This is a genomic window from Lelliottia sp. GFLA7, assembly GCF_056490165.1.
In genome coordinates this window covers 44,928-68,312 of sequence record NZ_JBWLAQ010000011.1, presented here as the reverse complement: position 1 = coordinate 68,312, position 23,385 = coordinate 44,928, and the positions used below count along the sequence as shown (strand labels likewise).

Annotated in this window: 19 protein-coding genes; 9 read left to right on the top strand and 10 right to left on the bottom strand. The window is 54.2% G+C overall.

Annotated features, from left to right (window positions below; all coding sequences use genetic code 11):
- Positions 1–9: 9 nt before the first annotated feature.
- Complete coding sequence (kdgK, locus tag AC07RN_RS19615) at positions 10–939, bottom strand: 2-dehydro-3-deoxygluconokinase (RefSeq protein ID WP_478337099.1); 930 nt, start codon at positions 937–939, stop codon at positions 10–12.
- Between the two features lie 231 nt (positions 940–1,170).
- Here kdgK and pdeH point away from each other — a divergent pair, with 231 nt between their 5' ends.
- Positions 1,171–1,944: a cyclic-guanylate-specific phosphodiesterase gene (pdeH, locus tag AC07RN_RS19610; RefSeq protein ID WP_478337098.1), complete on the top strand. Its 774-nt coding sequence runs from the start codon at positions 1,171–1,173 to the stop codon at positions 1,942–1,944.
- Between the two features lie 123 nt (positions 1,945–2,067).
- The gene (locus tag AC07RN_RS19605; RefSeq protein ID WP_478337097.1) at positions 2,068–4,128 is read left to right on the top strand and encodes an AsmA family protein; all 2,061 of its coding nucleotides are present in this window, start codon (positions 2,068–2,070) and stop codon (positions 4,126–4,128) included.
- A gap of 435 nt (positions 4,129–4,563) precedes the next feature.
- Here the strand turns inward: AC07RN_RS19605 and AC07RN_RS19600 are convergent, their stop codons facing one another.
- The 3 genes from AC07RN_RS19600 to AC07RN_RS19590 form a co-directional block, all read right to left on the bottom strand.
- Entirely contained in the window at positions 4,564–5,886 is a 1,323-nt protein-coding gene (locus AC07RN_RS19600) for an MFS transporter (protein ID WP_407439097.1), read from the bottom strand.
- A gap of 273 nt (positions 5,887–6,159) precedes the next feature.
- On the bottom strand, positions 6,160–7,185 hold the full coding sequence (gene yhjD, locus AC07RN_RS19595; protein ID WP_407439095.1) for an inner membrane protein YhjD: 1,026 nt from the start codon (positions 7,183–7,185) through the stop codon (positions 6,160–6,162).
- Positions 7,186–7,236: 51 nt separating this feature from the next.
- On the bottom strand, positions 7,237–8,136 hold the full coding sequence (locus AC07RN_RS19590; protein WP_015960878.1) for a LysR family transcriptional regulator: 900 nt from the start codon (positions 8,134–8,136) through the stop codon (positions 7,237–7,239).
- Positions 8,137–8,255: 119 nt separating this feature from the next.
- Between AC07RN_RS19590 and AC07RN_RS19585 the strand changes: the two genes are divergently transcribed.
- Positions 8,256–9,014, top strand: a complete 759-nt coding sequence (locus tag AC07RN_RS19585) for an SDR family NAD(P)-dependent oxidoreductase (RefSeq protein WP_478337096.1) — start codon at positions 8,256–8,258, stop codon at positions 9,012–9,014.
- A gap of 3 nt (positions 9,015–9,017) precedes the next feature.
- On the opposite strand, the gene AC07RN_RS19580 is transcribed toward AC07RN_RS19585, so the two are convergent.
- On the bottom strand, positions 9,018–9,557 hold the full coding sequence (locus AC07RN_RS19580) for a GNAT family N-acetyltransferase (protein WP_478337095.1): 540 nt from the start codon (positions 9,555–9,557) through the stop codon (positions 9,018–9,020).
- Positions 9,558–9,701: 144 nt separating this feature from the next.
- On the opposite strand from AC07RN_RS19580, the gene AC07RN_RS19575 reads away from it, so the two are divergent.
- On the top strand, positions 9,702–11,297 hold the full coding sequence (locus tag AC07RN_RS19575) for an STY4199 family HEPN domain-containing protein (RefSeq protein WP_478337113.1): 1,596 nt from the start codon (positions 9,702–9,704) through the stop codon (positions 11,295–11,297).
- Between the two features lie 24 nt (positions 11,298–11,321).
- Here the strand turns inward: AC07RN_RS19575 and AC07RN_RS19570 are convergent, their stop codons facing one another.
- The 3 genes from AC07RN_RS19570 to AC07RN_RS19560 form a co-directional block, all read right to left on the bottom strand.
- Complete coding sequence (locus tag AC07RN_RS19570) at positions 11,322–12,971, bottom strand: alpha,alpha-trehalase (protein ID WP_478337094.1); 1,650 nt, start codon at positions 12,969–12,971, stop codon at positions 11,322–11,324.
- A gap of 278 nt (positions 12,972–13,249) precedes the next feature.
- Positions 13,250–14,602, bottom strand: a complete 1,353-nt coding sequence (gorA, locus tag AC07RN_RS19565) for a glutathione-disulfide reductase (RefSeq protein ID WP_478337093.1) — start codon at positions 14,600–14,602, stop codon at positions 13,250–13,252.
- A 71-nt stretch (positions 14,603–14,673) separates the two neighbouring features.
- Positions 14,674–15,516 (bottom strand): 23S rRNA (adenine(2030)-N(6))-methyltransferase RlmJ, encoded by an 843-nt coding sequence (locus tag AC07RN_RS19560; protein ID WP_015960872.1) that lies wholly within the window; start codon positions 15,514–15,516, stop codon positions 14,674–14,676.
- Positions 15,517–15,728: 212 nt separating this feature from the next.
- Here AC07RN_RS19560 and prlC point away from each other — a divergent pair, with 212 nt between their 5' ends.
- Both prlC and rsmJ read left to right on the top strand, forming a co-directional pair.
- On the top strand, positions 15,729–17,771 hold the full coding sequence (gene prlC / locus AC07RN_RS19555) for an oligopeptidase A (protein ID WP_478337092.1): 2,043 nt from the start codon (positions 15,729–15,731) through the stop codon (positions 17,769–17,771).
- 7 nt (positions 17,772–17,778) lie between these two features.
- Positions 17,779–18,543 (top strand): 16S rRNA (guanine(1516)-N(2))-methyltransferase RsmJ, encoded by a 765-nt coding sequence (rsmJ, locus tag AC07RN_RS19550; protein ID WP_015960870.1) that lies wholly within the window; start codon positions 17,779–17,781, stop codon positions 18,541–18,543.
- Positions 18,544–18,705: 162 nt separating this feature from the next.
- On the opposite strand, the gene uspA is transcribed toward rsmJ, so the two are convergent.
- Complete coding sequence (gene uspA / locus AC07RN_RS19545) at positions 18,706–19,143, bottom strand: universal stress protein UspA (protein ID WP_015960869.1); 438 nt, start codon at positions 19,141–19,143, stop codon at positions 18,706–18,708.
- A 283-nt stretch (positions 19,144–19,426) separates the two neighbouring features.
- Between uspA and uspB the strand changes: the two genes are divergently transcribed.
- Entirely contained in the window at positions 19,427–19,762 is a 336-nt protein-coding gene (gene uspB / locus AC07RN_RS19540) for a universal stress protein UspB (protein ID WP_015960868.1), read from the top strand.
- A gap of 65 nt (positions 19,763–19,827) precedes the next feature.
- On the opposite strand, the gene pitA is transcribed toward uspB, so the two are convergent.
- Positions 19,828–21,327, bottom strand: coding sequence for an inorganic phosphate transporter PitA (gene pitA / locus AC07RN_RS19535; protein ID WP_478337091.1), 1,500 nt, complete (start codon positions 21,325–21,327; stop codon positions 19,828–19,830).
- A gap of 230 nt (positions 21,328–21,557) precedes the next feature.
- On the opposite strand from pitA, the gene AC07RN_RS19530 reads away from it, so the two are divergent.
- Both AC07RN_RS19530 and AC07RN_RS19525 read left to right on the top strand, forming a co-directional pair.
- The gene (locus tag AC07RN_RS19530; protein ID WP_478337090.1) at positions 21,558–22,751 is read left to right on the top strand and encodes a BaiN/RdsA family NAD(P)/FAD-dependent oxidoreductase; all 1,194 of its coding nucleotides are present in this window, start codon (positions 21,558–21,560) and stop codon (positions 22,749–22,751) included.
- 129 nt (positions 22,752–22,880) lie between these two features.
- Entirely contained in the window at positions 22,881–23,279 is a 399-nt protein-coding gene (locus AC07RN_RS19525; protein ID WP_015960865.1) for a potassium channel family protein, read from the top strand.
- Positions 23,280–23,385 lie beyond the last annotated feature (106 nt).

The following is a 23,385-nucleotide window of genomic DNA, read 5'->3' as shown; positions in this document are numbered from 1 at the left end:
CTTTTTCATTTAGTCAGGCATCGCATCGCGGGGAATAATCGCCCCGCGATATTGAATCACGGTGCTCGCCGTCAGGTGACCGCGTTTGGCGGCATCTTCAGGTGTGCCGCCCGTCAAACGCACTGCCAAATAGCCCGCGCTGAAGGAATCACCTGCCGCTGTGGTATCCACCACTTTGTCTTTGGCTAATTTCACCGCCGGGACGTCAATCACGGCTTCACCCGCCACCGACACCAGACAAGAATCCGCGCCGCGCTTAATCACAACTTCAGAAACCCCTGCCGCATGGGTACGCGCAATCACCTCTTCAACCGGCTTTTCGCCCCATAACGCATCTTCGTCATCGAGGGTTAAAAACGCGATATCGGTGCATTGCAGCATCTGCGAATAAACCTGCTGCGTCTCTTCGCAGCTGGCCCACAAGCGTGGACGATAGTTGTTGTCGAAAATGACTTTGCCACCATTTGCACGGCATTCGTGCATCAGGGAGAGTAATTTTTCACGGCTGGACGGGCTTAAAATGGCCAGGCTAATGCCGCTCAGATAGAGATAATCAAACGTCGCCAGTTCTTCACAAATGGCCGCAGAATCTTCGCTCTCGAGCCAGAATTTGGCGGCGGCTTCGTTGCGCCAGTAATAGAAAGTACGTTCGCCAGTGCTGTCGGTTTCGATGTAATACAACCCTGGCAGACGGTTTTCCATACGCTGAATCAGCGAAGTTTGCACGTTTTCACTCTGCCAGGCTTCCAGCATCTGCTGGCTAAAGCTGTCGGTACCCAGCGCAGTGACGTAATTGACGGCCAGCGCTTCAGGAGCGACCTGGCGTGCAATGTAAACCGAAGTATTCAACGTGTCGCCACCAAAGCCGCGGCTAACTTCTGCGCCTTTCTGTGACAACTCAATCATGCATTCGCCAATCACGGCAATTTTTTTAGACATAGTCGTGAACCTGAACAGATAAATTAAAGTGAGTGTGCGCTGTGAGGAATTTATGGTCAACTATATTAAAACGTCGTTCCATAATTTTTTTTGAGCCAGCGCGTGTTCCGGAAAGTTTCTGTCATCTTAATTTCATTTTCCCGGCCAATTGAACATAAAGTTCTCACCCCATAAGCCGATAACCTTTTGACGAGTCCAGACAGGTCATCATTTTTCAACAGGACATCTGAAATGAAGTCAGAGCAGGTTATCCAGCGGCTATGCACCACTCCAGAAGCGAGCATTGAAAGCTTGCAGGAGCATCGCTATTGGCTGCAATGTGAGCGTGCTTATACTTATCAGCCTATCTACCGTATCAACGGCAGACTCATGGCAGTTGAGATTTTAACCGTTGTAACGCATCCATCCGATCCCACGCAACGCATCGCCCCTGACCGCTATTTTGCGGAGGTCAGCGTGCGCCAGCGTCTTGATGTTCTGGAAGAGCAGCTGGAAATGCTGGCGACGAGAGAAGCCTTTTTCATGCGCAATGACATCCTGGCTTCGGTCAATGTGGATGGCCCAACGCTTATCGCCTTGCGCCAGAATCCTGGGCTGCAAAAACTCGTCGCTTCGCTGCCGTGGATGCGCTTTGAACTGGTTGAACATGTGCAGTTGCCGCAGGACTCTTCGTTTGCTTCGATGTGCGAATTTGGCCCGCTGTGGCTGGATGACTTCGGTACGGGCATGGCGAACTTCTCAGCGCTAAGCGAAGTCCGTTACGACTACATCAAAGTCGCGCGCGACCTGTTCATCATGCTGCGTCAAACCCCGGAAGGCCGAAACCTCTTCACTTTGCTACTGCAACTGATGAACCGCTATTGCCAGGGCGTGATTGTCGAAGGCGTTGAAACGCTCGAAGAGTGGCGCGATGTGCAGAATTCGCCAGCGGCAGCGGCTCAGGGCTATTACCTGTCTCGCCCCGTACCCATGGATACCCTCGAAAACGTGATTATCACCCTGTAAAACTTGCTGTTTCCCACAATAGCGCGTCAGTAAAACGCGCTATTCCCGGAAGCAGCAAATCCCCATTTCGCTTTGCCTGGACTATATTCATGAGAGGTAAAGTCACAATGAAAGGGGACAGTGATGACAAAAACGACCAGGATCGTCACCTGGGTGGCAGGGATTTTCTTGTTGTTGATTGTGGTAGCAATCATCATTATTGCGACGTTCGACTGGAATCGTCTCAAGCCGACCATCAACCAGAAAGTCTCAACCGAACTTAACCGACCCTTCGCCATTCGCGGCGATCTTGGCGTTGTGTGGGAGCGTCAGAAAGACGAAACCGGCTGGCGCAGCTGGGTTCCCTGGCCGCACGTACACGCCAACGATATTGTTCTCGGCAACCCGCCGGACATTCCTGAAGTCACCATGGTTCATCTGCCACGCGTAGAAGCCACGCTTGCGCCATTGGCGCTGCTGACGAAAACGGTTTATCTGCCATGGATCAAACTGCAACAGCCCGATGCGCGGCTGATTCGTCTGTCCGAGAAAAACGACAACTGGACGTTTAATCTGGCCAGCAGCGATGAAAAAGATCCCAACGCACCGCCATCGTCCTGGTCATTCCGTCTGGATAATATTCTGTTCGATCGCGGGCGGATCGCGATTGATGACAAGGTCAGCAAAGCGGATGTGGAGATCTTTGTCGATCCGCTGGGCAAACCGCTGCCGTTCAGCGAAGTCACCGGTAGCAAAGGCAAAGACGATACCCAAAAAGTGGGCGATTACGTTTTCGGTCTGAAAGCAACAGGGCGCTACAACGGCCAGCCGTTAACCGGCTCAGGCAAAATTGGCGGCGTGCTGGCGCTGCGCAGCGAAGGCACACCGTTCCCGGTGCAGGCGGATTTCCGCTCCGGCAACTCCCGCGTGGCGTTTGTCGGTACGGTCGACGACCCGATGAAAATGGGCGGCGTCGATGTGCAGCTTAAATTCTCCGGCGATTCGCTGGGTGAACTTTATGATTTAACGGGCGTGCTGCTCCCCGATACCCCGCCGTTTGAGACGGACGGGCGTCTGGTGGCAAAAATCGATACCGAAAAATCGTCGGTGTTTGATTATCGCAATTTCAACGGACGTATCGGCGACAGCGACATTCGCGGCTCGCTCACTTATACGACAGGAAAACCGCGCCCAAAACTGGAAGGCGATCTCGAATCCCGACAGCTGCGGCTGGCCGATCTCGGCCCGCTGATCGGCGTCGATTCCGGGAAAGGTGCGCAGAAGGCAAAAAGCGCCGAGCAGAAAAAGGGTGAGAAAGATATTCAGCCGGCGGACAAAGTGCTGCCCTACGATCGCTTTGAAACCGACAAATGGGATGTGATGGACGCCGATGTGCGCTTCAAAGGGCGCAAAATCGAGCACGGCAGCACGTTGCCTATCAGCGACCTTTCAACGCATATCATCCTGAAAAATTCAGACTTGCACCTGCAGCCGCTCAAATTCGGGCTGGCGGGAGGCACCATCTCGTCGAATATTCATCTCGACGGCGACAAAAAACCGATGCAGGGGCGGGCGGATATTCAGGCGCGCAGGCTGAAGCTGAAAGAGCTGATGCCAAACGTTGAGTTGATGCAGAAAACTCTCGGTGAGATGAACGGCGATGCGGAAATCCGTGGCGTGGGCAACTCGATTGCTGCGCTGCTGGGCAGCAGTAACGGGAATCTTAAACTGCTGATGAATGACGGGCTGATTAGCCGCAACCTGATGGAGATTTTGGGGCTGAACGTCGGTAACTTCATCATTGGGCAGATTTTTGGCGATGACGAAGTGCGCGTGAACTGTGCGGCGGCGAATCTGGATCTGGTCAACGGTGTGGCGCGTCCGCAGATTTTTGCCTTCGATACGGAAAACGCAGTGATCAACGTGACGGGCACGGCGAGCATGGCTTCGGAACAGCTGGATTTGACGATTAATCCGGAGAGTAAGGGTTTCCGCATCATTACGCTGCGCTCCCCGCTCTACGTGCGCGGTTCGTTTAAAAATCCGCAAGCCGGTGTCAAACCCGGTCCGCTGATTGCGCGCGGTGCGGTGGCTGCGGCGCTGGCAACATTAGTGACGCCTGCGGCCGCGTTGCTGGCGCTGATTTCGCCATCAGAGGGTGACGCGAATCAGTGCCGCAATATTCTGTCGCAGATGAAGAAATAACGTGGGGGGATGGAGGGTGTGTGCCTCTCGCGTGAAGATTTGCGCGATTTCACCCATCTCCAGAGGGTCGGGTCGGGGAAAATAATGCTTAGGAGGTTATTCCGTTCACTTCCAGACATGTGCTTATTTTAAGTTATGGAACCGGTGAACGTGCCAGGGTGGCTCAATCGCCACCACCCTGGCGACCCGGGCTCCCGGCAAGAAAATCGCCGCTTCGCGGTGCCCTCGTTTTATTCCCTCCGTCTATCGGGGACAGGCGCTGTAACATCCCTGTAAATGCGCCCTTGCCGCGCATCCATGCGCGTCGCCCCGGCCTACGGGAAACAACTCGGCGATTTACAGCCGGACCAGAGCGTCGCTGTTATTCCAGCCATCACTGAGATGCATTGCTTGCTGATAGATAACTATTAGTGTGGAGTGCAAATCATCAAGCAATCACAAAGACTGATCGCGCGTCTCGTGCGTTAACAGCAAGGCAATCAGCGTCAGCGCGGCCATCGATGCCAGATACACGCCCACGTAGAACAGGCCGTAATTTGCCTGTAACCAGGTGGCAATATACGGCGCAACGGACGCACCCAGAATCGATGAAACGTTATAGGAGAACGACGCGCCGGTGTAGCGCACTTCCGTTGGGAACAGCTCCGGGAGCAGCGCGCCCATCGGGCCAAACGTCAGCCCCATCAGGCTCAAACCAATCAGCAGATATGCCATCACCAGCGCCGGGCTGCCGGAACCCAACAGCGGCGGGAAGACGAACAGCGCGAACAGAATGATAAGCGTAGTAATCACGATCATGCTGGAGCGACGGCCAAATTTATCCGCCAGCAGGCCCGCAATCGGCACCATCACGCCAAAGCCAATCACCGCCATCATCAGCATCCAAAGCACTTCATTACGCGGCAGGCCCAGCCCAACCGGCGCAGCAGCGGTGCTGAAGGTCATGGAATACACGGTCATGATGTAAAACAGCGTGTAGGTCGCCAGCATGATGAACGTGCCCAGCACCGTTACGCGGACGTGTTTGGTCAGCAGCGTTCCCAGCGGGATTTTGACCTGTTTTTTCGCCGCCGCGACTTTGGCGAAAACTGGCGTTTCGTGCAGAGAAACGCGCACGTACAGGCCAATCAACACCAGCACAGCAGAGAAGATAAACGGAATACGCCAGCCCCAGCTCATGAACTGCTCGTCGGTCAGCAGCCACGACAGCAGCAGGAACGTGCCGTTAGCGAAGAAGAAGCCAATCGGTGCGCCTAACTGCGGGAACGAGCCGTACAGCGCGCGTTTACGCGGCGGGGCATTTTCAGTCGCCAGTAACGCAGCGCCACCCCACTCACCGCCCAGTCCCAAACCCTGACCAAAGCGCGCCAGCGCCAGCAGAATTGGGGCTAAAATGCCGATCGTTTCGTAGGTTGGCAGCAAGCCAATCGCCACGGTGGAAATCCCCATGGTCAGCAGCGAAGCCACCAGGGTGACTTTGCGGCCAACGCGATCGCCAAAGTGGCCGAAGACTGCCGAACCAATCGGGCGCGCGATAAAGGCGATGGCGAACGTTGCCAGCGATTGCAGCGTTGCAGCCGTAGGATCGCCCTGCGGGAAGAAAATATGCGGAAAGACGATGACCGCAGCGGTGGCGTAAATGTAGAAATCGAAGAATTCGATGGCGGTGCCAATCAGTGAGGCAACGACGACTTTATTACGCGAGTTGACCGGCGTGCTTTCCGGTTCGGAATCGATGGTAGTGGCTGTGGCTTGCATAAAATTTTCTTATTTTTTGGCGAACGAACGGCCATATTACGCATAGCAAAAGCGACATTTCAATCTGTAACAAAGTGGCGAGGCGGCGATAAAAGCAGCAAAAAGCGGATAATATCCAGGCCAGCGAAATATCTTCTATGAAATGCTTCACAGTTTTTATATATCAGAGGATAAAACTGGTTTTTGGTTAAATAAAAGTTACAGGCTGGATTTATATGCTGAAATGCCGAATCGGGCTGAAATTATGCATGCTTATTCAGCCCGATAGCGGATTTACCGGTGCGTTTTACCCGGCATTCGTGGGTCGTCTTTGTACTGCGCGGTGGCGATCCACGCGGCGCAGAAGAGCGTCAGGCGGGCAAAGAAGTAGAAGAACGCCATCAGGCCTAACACCGAGCCAAACGCTGCACCAGACGGCGATTTCACCAGCGTCGGAAGGGTATAGGTCATGACGATTTTGATCACTTCAAACCCAATCGCCGCGATAAACGTCCCCCGAATCAACGCTTTTTTGCGCGGGCGGTGGCGCGGTAGTCGCCAGAAGATCCAGAAGAAAAGCAGATAGTTGGCAAAAATAGAAATGGCCAGGCCGATGACCCGCCAGGCCGGTTTGAGCCACTCAATGTAATCGAGATACAGCGCGGAGATAATCATCTGCTGTGCGGACCCGGCGACGGAAGTGATCGACAGCGTCACGATCAACGCAATCAGCAGGCCAATCAGCGAGACGAAATCGCGGAGATATTTAATCCAGATTTTTTCTTCGTCCTGCGGCGTACGCTCCCACACATCACGCGACTGCGCGCGGATGGCTTCGCGCAGGTTTCCCATCCAGTTAATGCCTGAATAGAGCGCAATCAGCAGCCCGACAATTCCCACGGTGGTACGTTGCTGAACCGCTGTGCTGATGGTGTTTTTGAGGGTGGCGGCGAGCGTGGGGTCGCTGACGTTGACCAGAATTTTATTGAAGATGTCCTGTAACAGCGTGGGATGCGAGGCGAGGATAAAACCGGCCGCTGCAAACGACACCATCATAATCGGGATCATGGATAAGAAAGAGAAATAGGTGATCGCCGCACCAAACTGGTTGCCCATGCGATCGTTAAAGCGCTCGGTGGCGCGTATCAGGTGCGCAATCATCGGGCGGCGCTGAATTTTCTGCGCCGTATCGGTCACCGTTTCCAGTGCCTTATTCGCTTTGCCGGGAGAGGGCTTTTTTTCTGGCTCCGTTTCCATTTTTTTAATGGGATCGTATTCCAGTTCCTGGGTCGGTCGTTGCTGGTTGTTTTCCGGCGTCACGCGCATTTTCCTTATTCGTTTGACTGGAGGTTAGTGAATTATAGCTTGCGACTAGTCAACGTAGGCTTTCATTATGCCGGTGAGCCACTCCATGAACAGGTGAACGCGCCGGGAGAGGTTGCGGCGATGGGGATAAATCAGTGAAACGGGCATCGGTTCGGCGCGATATTGCGGCAGGATCTCCACCATTTTTTTCGCCCGTAGCGCCTCGCGCACGCCGACGCGCGGCACCTGAATAATACCCAGACCGGCCAGGCACGCCGCGTGATACGTTTCGGTACTGTTGACCGTTAAAATGCCCCCGGTTTTTACCCACAGCGTTGTATCACCATTAAAAAATTCAAAACCCTGCGGGCGCGTGCCCAGATTAACGGCGTAATGAATGACGGCGTGAGATGCGAGATCGTCCAGATTTTCCGGATAGCCAAAACGCGCCAGATAATCGGGGCTGGCGCAGTTAATAATCGACAATTTGCCCAGCGTGCGCGCGATCAGGCCAGAATCCTTGAGCGTGCCGACGCGCACCACGCAGTCGAACCCTTCACGAATTACATCCACCAGCCGATCGCTGCTGCTCAATTCCAGCTCAATGCCGGGGTATTGCTGTAAGAAGGAGGGCAGTTTCGGGATGACTAAATTTCGTGCAACGCCAACCGGCATATCGACGCGCAATCGTCCGCTGATGCTGGTGGGGTCGCTCTGGAAAAGCCCATCCAGTTCGTCGAGGTTGGCGAGCAGATCTTTTGCCCGCTCGTAATAGACCATGCCGTCTTGCGTAAGGCTGACGCGGCGCGTGGTGCGGTGTAAAAGCTGGGTGCCCAGCAGGTTTTCCAGCGCCTGAATCTGGCGCGATACGCTACCTTTAGGAAGACCTAACGTGTCCGCGGCGCGAGAAAAACTCTCCAGTTCCGCCACGCGGATAAAGAGCTGCATTGCGTGAATTTTATCCATAGGCTGCGCTCATTATTGTTGTCATTGAAACAGTGAAGCGTTTTTTGCCATCTTTATTGATTTTCTATCACCTAATAAGCTCTTACTCAATCTCCATAACAGCCGAAACGGGGTTTTCCATGAGTGAACGTATCGCATTAGTGACGGGTGGGAGTCGCGGACTGGGTAAAAACGCGGCGTTGAAGCTGGCAGCAAAGGGAACGGGAATCATCCTGACTTACCACAGCAGCCAGAAAGAAGCGCGTGATGTGGTCCATCAGATTGAAGAGAAAGGCGTGAAGGCCGTGGCTTTGCCGCTCAATGTGGGTGACGTCGCGAGCTTTGAACGTTTTGTGAGCGAGGTGCGCTCGCAGCTAAAACATGTCTGGCAACGAGATTCGTTCGATTATTTATTGAACAATGCTGGAACGGGTTTATATGCTCCGTACGCAGAGACCACGGAAGCGCAATTTGATGACGCGATGAACATCCATTTTAAAGGACCTTTCTTCCTGACGCAGGGCCTGTTGCCAGTCATCAAAGACGGCGGGCGCATTTTGAACGTCTCCAGCGGGTTGGCGCGTTTTGCCCAGCCGGGTTCCAGTGCGTATGCGGCGATGAAAGGCGCAATGGAAGTGCTCACGCGCTATCAGGCAAAAGAGCTGGGCGCGCGCGGCATATCAGTCAATGTCATCGCCCCTGGTGCTATCGAAACTGATTTTGGCGGCGGTCGCGTGCGGGACAATGAGCAACTGAATCAGATGATTGCTTCGCAAACGGCGCTGGGCCGCGTCGGTCTGCCGGATGATATCGGTGACGCGATCGCGGCAGTGCTGAGCGATGAGCTGGGCTGGATGAATGCGCAGCGCATTGAGGTGTCAGGGGGAATGTTCCTGTAATCCTCAGCGTGTTTGCGCCACATGCTCGTGCTTGAGCAAGCCAAATACCCAGTCATTATGCCAGCCCCCAGACAGCCAGAAGCTTTCTCGCAGCTCGCCTTCCAGCACAAAGCCTGCTTTTTCCAGCAGGCGCCGGGAGGCGATGTTGCCTGCCGTTACCGTTGCGGTCAGACGACGGATCCCGCCCTGCTCAAACGCAAAATCACACAGCGCACGTAACGACTCATATCCATAGCCTTGACCCTGAGCTTCCGGCGCGAATAAGAACCCGACTTCTGCGCAATCATTTTCTCTATGAATGTATCCAATCGCTCCCAGCGGTTTTTGGCTGACGGCGTCACGCACAGTTAAACACAGCCAGTGATCGCTGCCAGGCGACCAGTGTTGAAGACGCGGTTCAAATGCCTCGCGGATCACCGCAATTGGCCGCTGATTTGCAACAAATTTCATCACATCGGGATCCTGCTGGAGCGACAGATAAAACGGCCAGTCTTGCTCCTCGACAGGTGAGCAAATCAGGCGGGGCGTTGTTATCACCGGCATGCACTTTCTCCTATAACAATTTTCAATGATTATAGGATTGTCACTTTATTTCTCCATATTCTCGGTTATGTTTAACGGCATATAAATTAAAAAAATTAGCCCTTTGCGGCCGACTTCTCCTTTTTGCTGTACTTAAGGTAAATGATGACATCAAGCACATCACATCACATTCGTGGGCAATTTGAACAATGCATCGGCATTATTCGGCTCGCCTCCGTGGAGATCTTGCTGTTACTTGATCTACGCGTCTCTGAAGGGAAAGATCCCCGCTGGTTCCTGGAACAACTCGACACGGCCCGCCTGGGTCTGGGCGGATGGGGGCCGGTGGCGAAGCGCCTGAATCTCAATGATGCCGAAATGTCCGATTTCACTCTGCAATTGCGGCTTTTGCAGCAGCGCGTGCCGCAGTATGAAAGCGGCCAGGATGTGAGTGAAAATCAGCTGATCGCTGCCGTGCGTTTTGTCACTTCGCTGGAACATCTGCGTTTGCAGCAGCCGCTGCTGAGCTACAACACGGACCTCGCGCCGGGAAATGAGTCTCAGCAATTGCAGGCGCATAAGCAGGTGCGTGCCATTGAGCTGATCATTAGATCGTTAATTATGCAGGCGTGGCCCGATCAGGTTCGGCTGAATAACCATTTAAAAACTTTATTTAATGTCGACCGCGTCAGGCGTTGGCTGAAACTCGGTGAGCGTAACGATATCCTTAGCGGCATGATGTTCAGCGAAATGGCGCAGATGCTGGTCGATAAAAAAGAGTTCAGCCGCTATTACTCGCGTCTGTTTAACGATGGCACCAACCTCACCCTGCTGGTTGAGCCGCGTAAAACGCTGCAGATTTTCCTGGATGATATTCGCCAGATTCGTAATGCCCTGACCGTTCAGCAAACCTTAACCTCCGCGCAACTCCTGATGCTGGATAATTACTATGGGCAGATCTCCCGGCCTATCCAGCGCGCTTTCGAAGAGGGGCGCACGCGCATTAACCCGACGGGGCTGATGGCGGTCGATGCCAGCGAGCTCCACAGCTTCTGGGAAAACGCGCAAAAAATGGACAGGCAGACCGGCGGCGATCTCTTTGAGGTGCGCGACAGCATCGAAAAGCCGACCCAGCGCGCGCCGCGCACGCCAGAGCAACGCGATCAGCTGATCTCCGGTACGCTGTGGGGGGCAGTGGGCGTGATGGTTCTCGCGATTATTGCGGGCGGCGTGTGGCTGGTGGTGAGTGAAATGCCTTCTGCTCCGGCGGCCACAGTGACAGCACAGGTGCAGGCCCCGTTGCCAGAGACGCGTGACAAGCCGTCGCCGCGAGAAAAACTGACGCGTATGGGCGTGACATGGGACGAAAACAGCCTCCGTTCCGCCATCGATCGCAACGATACGCGTATGACGCTGCTGTTCCTGCAAAGTGGCATGGACTGGAAGCTGTCGTGGACCGAGCAGGCGATGGCGTCTAAAAACGACGAGGTGCTGGAAGTGCTGATGCGCTATCCGCAGAAAATGGTGGAGGAAAAACCGTGCCGCCGTTTCATCAGCACCTTGAGCCATGCGATGTCGAACGGGGAACCGCTCACGTCGGTGCGTAAACAGTTCCTGGCGGCTTTTTGTACCGTGCCTGCGGTCGTGAAGCGCCAGAAACGTGAAGTCGAGCAAGCGACGCTGCGAGCACAAGCGCAGCCGGATGAAATCAACAAACGTTGGCAGTCAATCCAGGCGGATATTTACGATGTGATTCGCTAAAGATATTCGTTGAACAGAGGGGAACTACGGTTCCCCGTACAGTCCAATCAAACGCCGCACCACGCCGTTCGTCCAGCCAAAGCCATCCTGCAACGGATATTCACCCCCACCCCCTTCGCGCGGTGTGCTGCTGGCAATGTGATATTTTTCAATCAACTTGTGATGCGCTTTGTAGAAGTGATTCACCGTTTGCAGCCAGCTCCAGGCGATCTCATCCCCCAGCGAATCATTGCCGTACTGTTTGAACCCCTGGATGGCCATCCATTGCAGCGGTGCCCAGCCGTTCGGTTTATCCCACTGCTCGCCGGTTTCGTATTCGGTCGCCAAAATACCGCCCGGCGTAAGCAAGCGGGCTTTGACCGTATCCGCCAGGCGGTCGGCCTGTTCATGCGTCGCCATGCCCACATACAACGGGACGATACTGGCGGCAGAAAAGAGCGCCATCTCTTCGCGACGCCAATCGTAATCGCGATAACAGCCGCCCACGTCATCCCACAGGAAACGGTTTACGGCGGCACGGCGGTCATTGGCTTTCTGACGGAATAGCTCAGACGTCTCTTTATCGCCTTTCGATGCTGAAATATTGGCAATTGCACTTTCGAGTTTGAACAAGAACGCGTTCAAATCGATCGGGATAAATTGCGTGGTGCGGATGCTGGCGAGCCGTCCGGCATCGCGCAGCCAGCGAGAGGAGTAATCCCAGCCGGACGCCGCGCCTGCGCGCAGATCGCGATACACTTCGTTCGGCGGACGACTTGAGTGTTTGGCGGTTTCAACGTCTTCTATCCACGACTCATCGCGCGGGGTATCGCGGTCATCCCAATAGCGGTTGAGCAATGAGCCGTCCGGCATGCGCACCGTGTGACGGTAGGCCTGGTTCGGAATCAGCGAGTCAGCGCCGTCCATCCAGAACGCATACTCCATCATCAGATGATCCAGATAACGCTTCGCCCCGCGTACGCCGTCCTCTTCAAACAGCTCGACCATCAGCGCAAATACCGGGGGCTGTGAGCGGCTGAGATAATAGGTTCGGTTGCCGTTCGGGATATGGCCGTAGCGCTCAATCATCCACGCGAAGTTATCCGCCATGCACTTGAGCAGATCGTTGCGCCCACTTTCCGCCAGGCCCAGCATAGTGAAATACGAATCCCAGTAGTAAGTTTCGCTGAATCGACCGCCCGGCACGATATACGCCTGCGGCAGCGCCAGGAGCGATGACCATGGGATGTGATCCTGCGGCTCGCGCGTCAGCACCGGCCACAGATTATCAATATGTTCTTTGAGCGACAGGCTCGGGTCCGAGACATATTCGGTTGTCAGGTTTTCCGGCATCCAGAAGTGATTCTCAACGAAGCGTTGCAAATCAAAGTCGCGATGACGCCGAACCTTACGGTAACGAATCAGAATATCCAACGGATCCATCTTCGGCGCACAGTCTGGGAACGTTTTGCTGTCCGCGAACAGGCGCGTCGATTGTACGTGCTCAAAAAGTTCCAGATAACGATCGGCAGGGGTGAGCGCATCGGATGCGGGCAGCCCCTCAATCATCTCCGGTTCCGGCTCCGCCTCGATCATCTCATCCAGTTTCAATTCGCAGGGATCGGTCTCATAACGCAGCTCTTCTGCGATTTCGAACTCGATAATGTCTGCAGCATGTAATTTCTGGTTGAACATGGTGGTTAGGACCTCCGGTTTTGCATTGTCACAAAGACGGGTATTGCTTGGGTATTGACTAAGCTTAGACACTCGCTTCGGTGTCTGGGGTACGAAGTGTGCGGTTGATCACGTTTCGATAATATCCCATGAGCAAAGAAAATTGACGTAATGATTTGAATTTACGTGGGTTATTGATGGTTTTTGCAGAATGGCGGACGCGTGAAATTCAGAGCATTCGTTTTGCAACGATTTATGTATGTTAAAACAAAATGCCCCTCTGGATAGGGGCATTGGGGTTAGCGCATGGTGACAAATTCTTCTGCGGCGGTTGGGTGAATCGCCACGGTATTGTCGAAGTCTTTCTTCGTCGCACCCATTTTCAGTGCTACCGCAAAGCCTTGCAGGATCTCGTCCATACCAAAGCCGATGCCGTGAATGCCGACGATTTTCTCTTCCGGCCCCACACAAACCAGCTTCATACGGCACGGCTGGCGATGCGACGTGACGGCGGTGTACATCGCGGTGAACGACGATTTGTACACTTTCACCTGGTCGTCGCCATACTGCTCGCGCGCCTGCGGTTCGGTTAAACCGACGGTGCCGATTGGTGGATGGCTGAAGACCACGGTCGGAATGTTGCTGTAATCCAGATGCTCGTCCGGCTTGTTATTGAACAAACGTTCGGACAGACGACGACCTGCCGCCACGGCAACAGGCGTCAGCTCAACGGCACCGGTGTTATCGCCGACCGCATAAATACCCGGAACGTTGGTGTTCTGGAATTTATCGACGTCGATATAACCTTTCTCGTTCGTTTTAACGCCGGTCACCGCCAGGTTGAAGTTGTCGTTAGCCGGTTCACGCCCAATCGCCCAAATCAGGCAATCGACGGTCTGACTACGGCCATCTTCCAGGGACAGCGTCAGGCTGCCGTCGGCGTTTTTCTCGATGGCTTTCGGCACCGCATGAGTGTGCAACGTTGGGCCTTCGGCGTTCATCACTTCTACCAGCGTCTCGACGATCAGCGGATCAAAGCTGCGCAGCGGCGCATGTTTACGCACAAACAGATGCGTTTCCGCGCCCAGACCGTTAATCACACCCGCCAGTTCCACGGCGATATAACCCGCACCAACCACGGCAACGCGTTTTGGCAGCGCTGGCAATTCGAAGAAACCGTCAGAGTCGATACCGAATTCCACGCCCGGAATATTCGGGTGGCTCGGACGGCCGCCGGTGGCGATCAGGATGTGATCGGCGGTGATCGTCTCGCCATTCACTTCGATCGTTTTGGCATCGACAAAGCGTGCAAAGCCTTTGATGACATCGACATTATTTTTACCCAGCACGTTATCGTACGAGGTGTGAATACGGTCGATATAGGCGGTACGGCTGGCAATCAGCTTGTCCCAATCGAAGTGATTAATGGTGGTGTCAAAACCGTAATCCGGGCCGTACATGTGGATGGCTTCGCGGATTTGCGCAGCGTGCCACATCACTTTTTTCGGTACACAACCGACGTTAACGCAGGTGCCGCCCAGCTCTTTGGCTTCAATCAGCGCACATTTCTGGCCGTACATGGCTGCACGGTTAATAGAGGCGATTCCGCCGCTGCCGCCGCCAATGGCGATGTAGTCATAATGCTTGCTCATGGGTCATGTCCTTAATTTCTGATTGCCGCGATTGTATACCTGAAATAAATAGTTTCCACCGATGACTGCGATTACTCAGGCACGATCCAGCTGACTGTCGCATGGCCAATTCCGGCGGGCACCAGCGTTTTGTGCAGCCATGGCAGCACGTTGTTCATTTGTGCTTCGAGCTTCCACGGCGGGTTAACCACGATCATGCCGGAACCGGTCATGCCGCGCTGATCGCTGTCAGGACGCACGGCCAGTTCAATTTGCATTATTTTACGGATGCCCGTCGCTTCCAGCTCTTTGATCATGCGTTTGATTTGCGCGCGCAGCACCACCGGATACCACAGCGCGTAAGTCCCGGTCGCGAAGCGTTTGTAGCCTTCGTTAATGCCGGTCACAACCGCCTGATAATCGGTTTTAATTTCGTATGGCGGGTCAATCAGCACCAGACCGCGACGGGATACCGGCGGCAGTTTGGATTTGAGCTGCTGATAACCGTCGGCCTTTTCCACGCGTGCGCGGGCGTCTTTTTGGAATTCAGATCGCAGCAGCGGGAAATCGCTTGGGTGCAGTTCGGTCAGTTGCAGGCTGTCCTGTTCGCGCAACAGCTGGCGAGCAATCAGCGGGGAGCCAGGGTAGTAGCGCAACTGGCCGCTGCGGTTGTAATGATTCACCACGGTGATGTATGGCTCCAGCTCGGCAGGCAGATCGTCCTGTTGCCAGATGCGAGCGATACCTTCCAGATATTCACCGGTACGCTCCGCGTGCTGACTGCTTAACTGGTAGCGGCCTGCGCCAGCGTGGGTGTCCAGATAGAGAAAGGGTTTATCTTTCTCTTTCAGAGACTCGATAATCAGGCTCTGAACGGTATGTTTGAGGACATCGGCGTGGTTGCCCGCGTGGTAGCTGTGGCGATAACTGAGCATGGGTAAAGGTGTTCCAGTAAGTAAACGTAGGCCCGGATCGCGGTGCGCGGTCAGGCAAAAAAAAGCATATCGCCACAGTATACAGAAAAGTCACCCTCGCCGCGAAAGCGCAACGTTTGGCATTGAAATTCACTACACTTAACCCCATTCTACAAACAATATGCACAGCGCCGGATGCGCGCTTCATTCATCTTTTCTACAGGACAGCGCTTATGACCAATCCATTACTGACGCCTTTCTCGTTACCGCCATTTTCTAAAATCCAGCCAGAGCATGTGGTTCCAGCCGTCACCAAAGCGTTGGACGATTGCCGCACGGCGGTAGAAAGCGTGGTCGCGAAGGGCGGACCGTACACCTGGGAGAATTTGTGCCAGACGCTAGCCGAAGTGGATGACGTGTTGGGCCGCCTTTTTTCACCGGTCAGCCATCTGAACTCTGTAAAAAACAGCCCGGAACTGCGCGAAGCCTACGAACAAACCCTGCCGCTGCTGTCGGAATACAGCACCTGGGTGGGCCAGCACGAAGGGTTGTACAACGCCTATCGCGATCTGCGCGACGGTGAAAATTACGCCAAACTGGATATCGCGCAGAAAAAAGCGGTCGATAACGCGCTGCGTGATTTTGAACTGTCCGGGATTGGCCTGCCGAAAGAGAAGCAAACGCGCTACGGCGAAATCGCGGCGCGCCTGTCAGAGCTGGGCAATCAGTACAGCAACAACGTGCTTGATGCCACCATGGGCTGGTCGAAGCTGGTCACCGACGAATCCGAGCTGGCCGGCATGCCGGAGAGCGCGCTGGCGGCGGCTAAAGCGCAGGCCGAAGCGAAAGAGCAGGACGGTTTCCTGTTAACGCTCGATATCCCGAGCTATCTGCCGGTGATGACCTATTGCGACAATCAGGCGCTGCGCGAAGAGCTGTACCGCGCGTACAGCACGCGTGCGTCAGACCAGGGCCCTAATGCCGGGAAATGGGATAACAGCCCGGTGATGGCAGAAATCCTCGCGCTGCGCCACGAGCTGGCACAGCTGCTGGGCTTCGACAGCTACGCGGATAAATCTCTCGCCACCAAAATGGCAGAAAACCCGCAGCAGGTTCTGGAGTTCTTAACCGATCTGGCAAAACGTGCACGTCCGCAGGGCGAAAAAGAGCTGGCACAGCTGCGCGCATTTGCGAACGCTGAATTTGGCGTCGACGACCTGCAACCGTGGGACATCGCGTACTACAGCGAAAAACAGAAACAGCATTTGTACAGCATCAGCGATGAACAGCTGCGCCCGTACTTCCCAGAAAACAAAGCCGTTAACGGCCTGTTTGAAGTGGTAAAACGCATTTACGGCATCACCGCCAAAGAACGTACTGATGTGGATGTCTGGCATCCGGAAGTGCGTTTCTTCGAGCTGTATGACGAGAAAAACGAACTGCGCGGCAGTTTCTATCTGGATCTGTATGCGCGAGAAAACAAACGTGGCGGCGCTTGGATGGACGACTGCGTCGGCCAGATGCGTAAAGCCGACGGCTCGCTGCAAAAACCGGTTGCTTACCTGACCTGTAACTTCAACCGTCCGGTCAGCGGCAAGCCTGCGCTGTTCACGCACGACGAAGTGATCACCCTGTTCCACGAGTTCGGTCACGGTCTGCATCATATGCTGACGCGTATTGAAGCGGCGGGCGTGTCGGGTATCAGCGGTGTGCCGTGGGATGCCGTCGAGCTACCAAGCCAGTTTATGGAAAATTGGTGCTGGGAGCCGGACGCGCTGGCGTTTATCTCCGGTCACTATGAAACGGGCGAACCCCTGCCAAAAGAGCTGTTGGATAAAATGCTGGCGGCGAAAAACTACCAGGCGGCGATGTTTATCCTGCGCCAGCTGGAGTTCGGTCTGTTCGATTTCCGTCTGCACGCTGAATTCAGCCCAGAGCAGGGGGCGAAAATCCTGGAAACTCTGGCTGAAATTAAAAAGCAGGTCGCACTGATTCCTGGTCCAACGTGGGGTCGATTCCCGCACGCGTTCAGCCATATCTTTGCTGGTGGCTATGCGGCGGGTTACTACAGCTACCTGTGGGCCGACGTGCTGGCAGCCGATGCCTATTCGCGCTTTGAAGAGGAAGGGATCTTCAACCGCGAAACCGGTCAGTCGTTCCTGGACAGCATCCTGACGCGCGGAGGTTCCGAAGAGCCAATGGAGCTGTTCAAACGCTTCCGTGGCCGCGAGCCGCAGCTGGATGCGATGCTTGAGCATTACGGAATCAAAGGCTAATCGCAGCGTGAAAATCTGCTTAGTAGATGAAACAGGCGCCGGAGACGGCGCCTTATCTGTTCTTGCGGCCCGCTGGGGGCTTGAACACGATGAACAAAATTTGATGGCGCTGGTGATGACGCCGGAACATCTCGAACTGCGTAAGCGTGATGAGCCCAAGCTCGGCGGCATCTTTGTTGATTTCGCTGACGGCGCGATGGCGCATCGGCGTAAGTTTGGCGGCGGTCGCGGTGAAGCGGTAGCGAAAGCGGTGGGTGTCAAAGGGAGTTATCTGCCCGACGTGGTGGATGCCACGGCAGGGCTGGGGCGCGATGCATTTGTGCTGGCCTCTGTTGGCTGTCGCGTTCGAATGCTGGAACGCAATCCTGTGGTGGCGGCGCTGCTCGACGATGGTCTGGCGCGCGGCTATGCCGATCCTGAGATTGGCGCGTGGTTACAGGAACGTTTACAGTTGATTCACGCGTCGAGCCTGACGGCACTGACGGATATCACGCCGCGCCCGCAGGTGGTGTATCTCGATCCGATGTTCCCGCACAAGCAGAAAAGCGCGCTGGTCAAAAAAGAGATGCGCGTGTTTCAGTCGCTGGTGGGACCGGATTTAGATGCGGATGGTTTGCTGGAACCTGCGCGATTGCTGGCCACAAAACGGGTGGTGGTGAAGCGCCCTGATTACGCGCCGCCGCTGGCGGATGTGGCGACGACGAATGCGGTGACGACCAAAGGGCACCGGTTTGATATCTATTCGGGAACGGCTGAGGTGAGTGCGGTCTGATGCCCTCTCCCACGGGAGAGGGTGAAGACACAAAAAACGGCAACCTAAGTAGCCGTTTTCTTTTGCCTTGTGCGGTCTGATGCCTTAACCCTCTCCCAAAAGGGGACAGGGAATTAACCGGCGCTGTTTTTACTCGCTCCTATGGGGAGAGGGAATTCAGAATTACTCTTCTTCTTCGTCACGCAGTGGAACAATCAGCATATCAACGTGAACGGTGTTGATCAGCTGACGCGCTGAAGACATCAGTTTGCTCCAGAAATCCTGGTGATGACCGCAAACCACCAAATCCATATCGTATTTCTTAATCGCATCAACCAGCACCTGGCCGAGATCGCCGCTACCGCTCAAGGTTTCGGTAATTGGGTATCCTGCGTTTGTGGATAATTCAGTTAGCGCGTGGTGAGTTTCTTCAGAAATGCGCTTCTGCATGTCGCCGAGATTGACGTCGATGAGGCCGGTGTAGAGATCAGAGTAATTCACATCAACGTGAATCAAAGAAACTTTCGCGTTATAGGGACGTGCCATGGATACCGCTTTATCAACCAGCACTTTACTCTCAGGAGAGAGGTCTACCGCGATAAGAATGTGTTTGTAAGCCATAGTGTTACTCCTTCCTTAAGTTATCGATGACCCATGAGTTAAGCCGTCGTCTATCTGTCTTTATTACGGCCCAGTTAACGAAAATTTTCAAGCTTTGGTGTTGATAACGATTAACCTTGTGGCAAAAAAAGTAGCGGATCTCCTACACTATTTAATGAGCCGTTCGGATAATTAAACGTGAACCCGATCGACTTTCGTCATTCTTTCACTGAACTGTCTGTCAGGGCATTGGAGTGCGGTTGTCCAGAAGCCTTGCTTCGTGGGCGGACGCCGGGGAGGAAGTATGATTAGCACCGTCGCATTGTTTTGGGCGTTATGTGTGGTTTGCATAGTGAATATGGCGCGTTATTTCTCATCGTTACGCGCGCTATTAGTGGTACTTCGTGGTTGCGATCCGTTGCTTTATCAGTATGTGGATGGTGGAGGCTTCTTCACGTCGCATGGACAGCCCAGCAAACAGATGCGTCTGGTGTGGTACATCTACGCCCAACGCTATCGCGATCATCATGACGACGAATTTATCCGTCGTTGCGAGCGTTTACGTTGTCAGTTCATTTTGACCAGCGCCCTGTGTGGGCTGGTTGTGGTGAGCATGGTGGCGCTCCTGATCTGGCATTGAGTATGAAAATGAGTATAAAAAAAGCGGGTCAGTTTCCTGACCCGCTTTTTTATGCACTCTGATGGTTAAATCAGCTTCAGGGAGACCCAGTACAGACCGCCTGACAGCAGAATTGACGCCGGAAGGGTAAACACCCAGGCCATCAGAATATTGGTCACGGTTTTGCGTTGCAGACCGCCACCGTCAACAATCATCGTACCCGCCACGGACGAAGACAGAACGTGCGTGGTGGAGACCGGCATACCGGTGTAACTCGCCAGACCGATAGACACGGCCGCCGTCATCTGTGCGGACATACCTTGCGCATACGTCATGCCTTTCTTACCGATCTTCTCACCGATAGTGGTGGCAACACGACGCCAGCCAATCATCGTACCGATACCCAGCGCCAGCGCGACCGCCATGATTATCCAGATTGGCGCGTACTCAATAGTATTGAGCATATCGCCTTTCAGTTTCTTCAGCAGGCGCTTATCGTCTGCGTTCACTTCTGGCAACTTCGCGACTTTATCGGTCACATCAGAGATGCAGAGCATGATACGACGCAGCTGACCACGTTGATCGACGGACAGTTTGTCGTAGCTTTCGATATCACCCAGCATAACCTTAACGCGTTCCAGCGCGTTGATCGCGTTTGCCGGATGGCAATGGAACTCGCCCGGCGCGGTCGCCGCACCCGGTTCAGGTGAAGGAATCAGTTGGTCAACGCCGGTGGCTTTCTTCAACAGCGCAGGATGCTGCTGGAAGTAAACTTCGACGTTATTGATGGCATCGCGGGTACGGGTGATTTCGTAGCCGGACGCGTTCATGTTAACCACGAAACCTGCTGGTGCCACGCCAATCAGTACCAGCATCACCAGACCAATGCCTTTCTGGCCATCGTTCGCGCCATGAGAGAAGGCCACGCCGATGGCTGAAATGATCAATGCGATACGGGTCCAGAATGGCGGCTTTTTCTTGCCGTCTTTCTTTTCACGCTCTGCTGGCGTCAGGTGAATACGGGCGCGTTTTTTGGTTCCGCTCCAGTAACGACGCAGGATGAAAATCAATCCACCTGCAACGACCAGACCCACGATCGGGGAAATGATAAGCGAACCAAAAATACCAATAACTTTCGGGATATTCAGCGCATCAACGACTGACGTACCGGTCATCAGGGCGTTGGTTAACCCAATACCGATAATCGCGCCGATCAGCGTGTGAGAACTGGATGCAGGCAGACCGAAATACCAGGTTCCGAGGTTCCAGATAATTGCGGCAAGCAGCATTGAAAATACCATCGCCAGACCATGGGCTGAACTCATATTCAGAAGGAGGTCTGTAGGCAGCATGTGAACGATGGCGTAGGCTACGCTTAGACCACCAAGGAGAACACCAAAGAAGTTAAATACAGCCGCCATCACAACCGCAACTTGCGATCGTAACGCTCGAGTGTAGATAACGGTAGCTACTGCGTTCGCCGTATCGTGGAAGCCATTGATAGCTTCGTAGAACAAGACAAATGCCAGAGCAAGCAATAATAAAAGTCCGGTATGTAAATCCAGACCAGCAAACAAATGTAGCATAGGACGTTACGCCATTTTGGAGGACATGAACGCGGCGCATTATCCAGGACAAACGCGCAACGGGCAAAGTGAAATATAGCTTTTTTTTGATATACCTTCTGCTTCGTATACTTCCAGTAAAGAAATATATTTTATATTTCAAGTAAATGACTGAGATATTGGATATTTGCGCTGGTGCGACCACATAGGAAACTTTACAATTCGCGCCGGTAAAACAAGAGGATTTTGATGTGGAAAGGTTTGATGCCGTTGTAATTGGTGCCGGTGCGGCGGGAATGTTCTGTGCGGCAATGGCCGGACAGGCGGGTCGTCGCGTGCTGCTGCTGGATAATGGCAAGAGGCCTGGACGCAAGATCCTGATGTCCGGCGGAGGGCGCTGCAATTTTACCAACTTATATGTTGAACCCGCCGCGTATTTGAGCCAAAACCGACATTTTTGCAAATCTGCCCTGGCGCGTTATACCCAGTGGGATTTCATTGAACTGGTGGGAAAACACGGCATCGCCTGGCATGAGAAAACGCTGGGACAGCTATTTTGCGACGACTCCGCGCAGCAGATTGTCGATATGCTGGTGGCCGAATGCGAGAAAGGCGGCGTTATCACGCGCCTGCGCACCGAAGTCCTGAACGTGACCCGCGATGACGACGGCTATACCCTCGAACTGAACGGCGACACCGTAAGTGCCGATAATCTGGTGATTGCCAGCGGCGGTCTGTCGATGCCTGGATTAGGTGCCACGCCGTTTGGCTACAAAATCGCGGAGCAGTTTGGTCTGAAGGTCTTGCCAACGCGCGCCGGGCTAGTGCCCTTTACGCTGCACAAGCCGCTGCTGGAACAGCTCCAGACGCTCTCCGGCGTGTCGGTTTCGTCCACCATCACCGCGGAAGACGGGACGCTTTTCCGCGAAAATCTGCTCTTCACCCATCGCGGTCTCTCGGGTCCGGCGGTATTACAAATTTCCAGCTACTGGCAGCCGGGTGAGTTTGTGACGGTGAATTTAGTGCCGGATTGCGATCTGGACGGCTTTATCAACGAGCAACGCGCTGAGCATCCCAATCAAAGTTTGAAAAATACGCTGGCGATGCAACTGCCGAAGCGTTTGATTGAGTGCCTGCAGCTGCTGGGGCAAATTCCGGATGTGACGCTCAAGCAGCTCAACAGCCGCGAGCAGCAAGCGCTGGTCGACACGCTGACAAACTGGCGCGTTCAGCCAAACGGCACCGAAGGGTATCGCACGGCGGAAGTAACGCTCGGCGGTGTCGATACCGATGAACTCTCCTCACGCACCATGGAAGCCCGCAACGTGCCGGGGTTGTACTTTATTGGTGAAGTGATGGATGTGACCGGCTGGCTGGGTGGGTACAACTTCCAGTGGGCGTGGGCGAGCGCATGGGCATGTGCGCAGGCGCTGGCACAAAAATAATAACCCATCGCAATTATTGCGCGCTTTTTCTTTCGCCGTTCCGCTAAGCTTTGATGAGACCTGTACCATTCGCCGCATCCTTTCCTCTTGAAAGCATGCGGCCATCTAGTCTCTCACTCAGAGTTTCCCATGCAGCTAATTAGCATCATTATCTTGCTCACCCTGACGGTGGTCATTCACTCCGTGTGGATGTTTATCGTTCTGAAATTCATCAACCTGAACGTTGACGCGGTGTTTCGTATCGTCTTTCGCAACGTCGCGATCGTCATTTCCATGCTGTTTGCGCACCTGATAGAAGCCAGCCTGTTTGCGGGTTTTTACTATTTTGTCGATGCTTTCAAAGACTGGAATACCAGTTTTTACTTCTCGCTGGTGAGCTATGCCACGGTGGGATACGGCGACGTCACGCTACCCGAACACTGGCGTTTGATAGGCGGTGTTGAAGGGCTCGTCGGCGCCTTAATGGTTGGCTGGTCGGTCGCGGTATTGGTTGCGGTGTTGCAGAGATTACGCGGGATGAGTGCCTAATCGGCAGATGCAAGGCACCCTTCTCTGAGGTAAAGTAGGCAGCTTGCGCGAGCGTCACTGTCGCGGCTTTGAGGGCGTAGAAACTGGTCAACAGTCCGTCCTTTTC

Excerpts from the sequence above, each read along its gene's own strand:
- kdgK (WP_478337099.1), bottom strand. The coding sequence starts at position 939 with ATGTCTAAAAAAATTGCCGTGATTGGCGAATGCATGATTGAGTTGTCA.
- pdeH (WP_478337098.1), top strand. The coding sequence starts at position 1,171 with ATGAAGTCAGAGCAGGTTATCCAGCGGCTATGCACCACTCCAGAAGCG.
- AC07RN_RS19605 (WP_478337097.1), top strand. The coding sequence starts at position 2,068 with ATGACAAAAACGACCAGGATCGTCACCTGGGTGGCAGGGATTTTCTTG.
- AC07RN_RS19600 (WP_407439097.1), bottom strand. The coding sequence starts at position 5,886 with ATGCAAGCCACAGCCACTACCATCGATTCCGAACCGGAAAGCACGCCG.
- AC07RN_RS19590 (WP_015960878.1), bottom strand. The coding sequence starts at position 8,136 with ATGGATAAAATTCACGCAATGCAGCTCTTTATCCGCGTGGCGGAACTG.
- AC07RN_RS19585 (WP_478337096.1), top strand. The coding sequence starts at position 8,256 with ATGAGTGAACGTATCGCATTAGTGACGGGTGGGAGTCGCGGACTGGGT.
- AC07RN_RS19580 (WP_478337095.1), bottom strand. The coding sequence starts at position 9,557 with ATGCCGGTGATAACAACGCCCCGCCTGATTTGCTCACCTGTCGAGGAG.
- AC07RN_RS19575 (WP_478337113.1), top strand. The coding sequence starts at position 9,702 with ATGACATCAAGCACATCACATCACATTCGTGGGCAATTTGAACAATGC.
- AC07RN_RS19570 (WP_478337094.1), bottom strand. The coding sequence starts at position 12,971 with ATGTTCAACCAGAAATTACATGCTGCAGACATTATCGAGTTCGAAATC.
- gorA (WP_478337093.1), bottom strand. The coding sequence starts at position 14,602 with ATGAGCAAGCATTATGACTACATCGCCATTGGCGGCGGCAGCGGCGGA.
- AC07RN_RS19560 (WP_015960872.1), bottom strand. The coding sequence starts at position 15,516 with ATGCTCAGTTATCGCCACAGCTACCACGCGGGCAACCACGCCGATGTC.
- prlC (WP_478337092.1), top strand. The coding sequence starts at position 15,729 with ATGACCAATCCATTACTGACGCCTTTCTCGTTACCGCCATTTTCTAAA.
- uspA (WP_015960869.1), bottom strand. The coding sequence starts at position 19,143 with ATGGCTTACAAACACATTCTTATCGCGGTAGACCTCTCTCCTGAGAGT.
- uspB (WP_015960868.1), top strand. The coding sequence starts at position 19,427 with ATGATTAGCACCGTCGCATTGTTTTGGGCGTTATGTGTGGTTTGCATA.
- pitA (WP_478337091.1), bottom strand. The coding sequence starts at position 21,327 with ATGCTACATTTGTTTGCTGGTCTGGATTTACATACCGGACTTTTATTA.
- AC07RN_RS19525 (WP_015960865.1), top strand. The coding sequence starts at position 22,881 with ATGCAGCTAATTAGCATCATTATCTTGCTCACCCTGACGGTGGTCATT.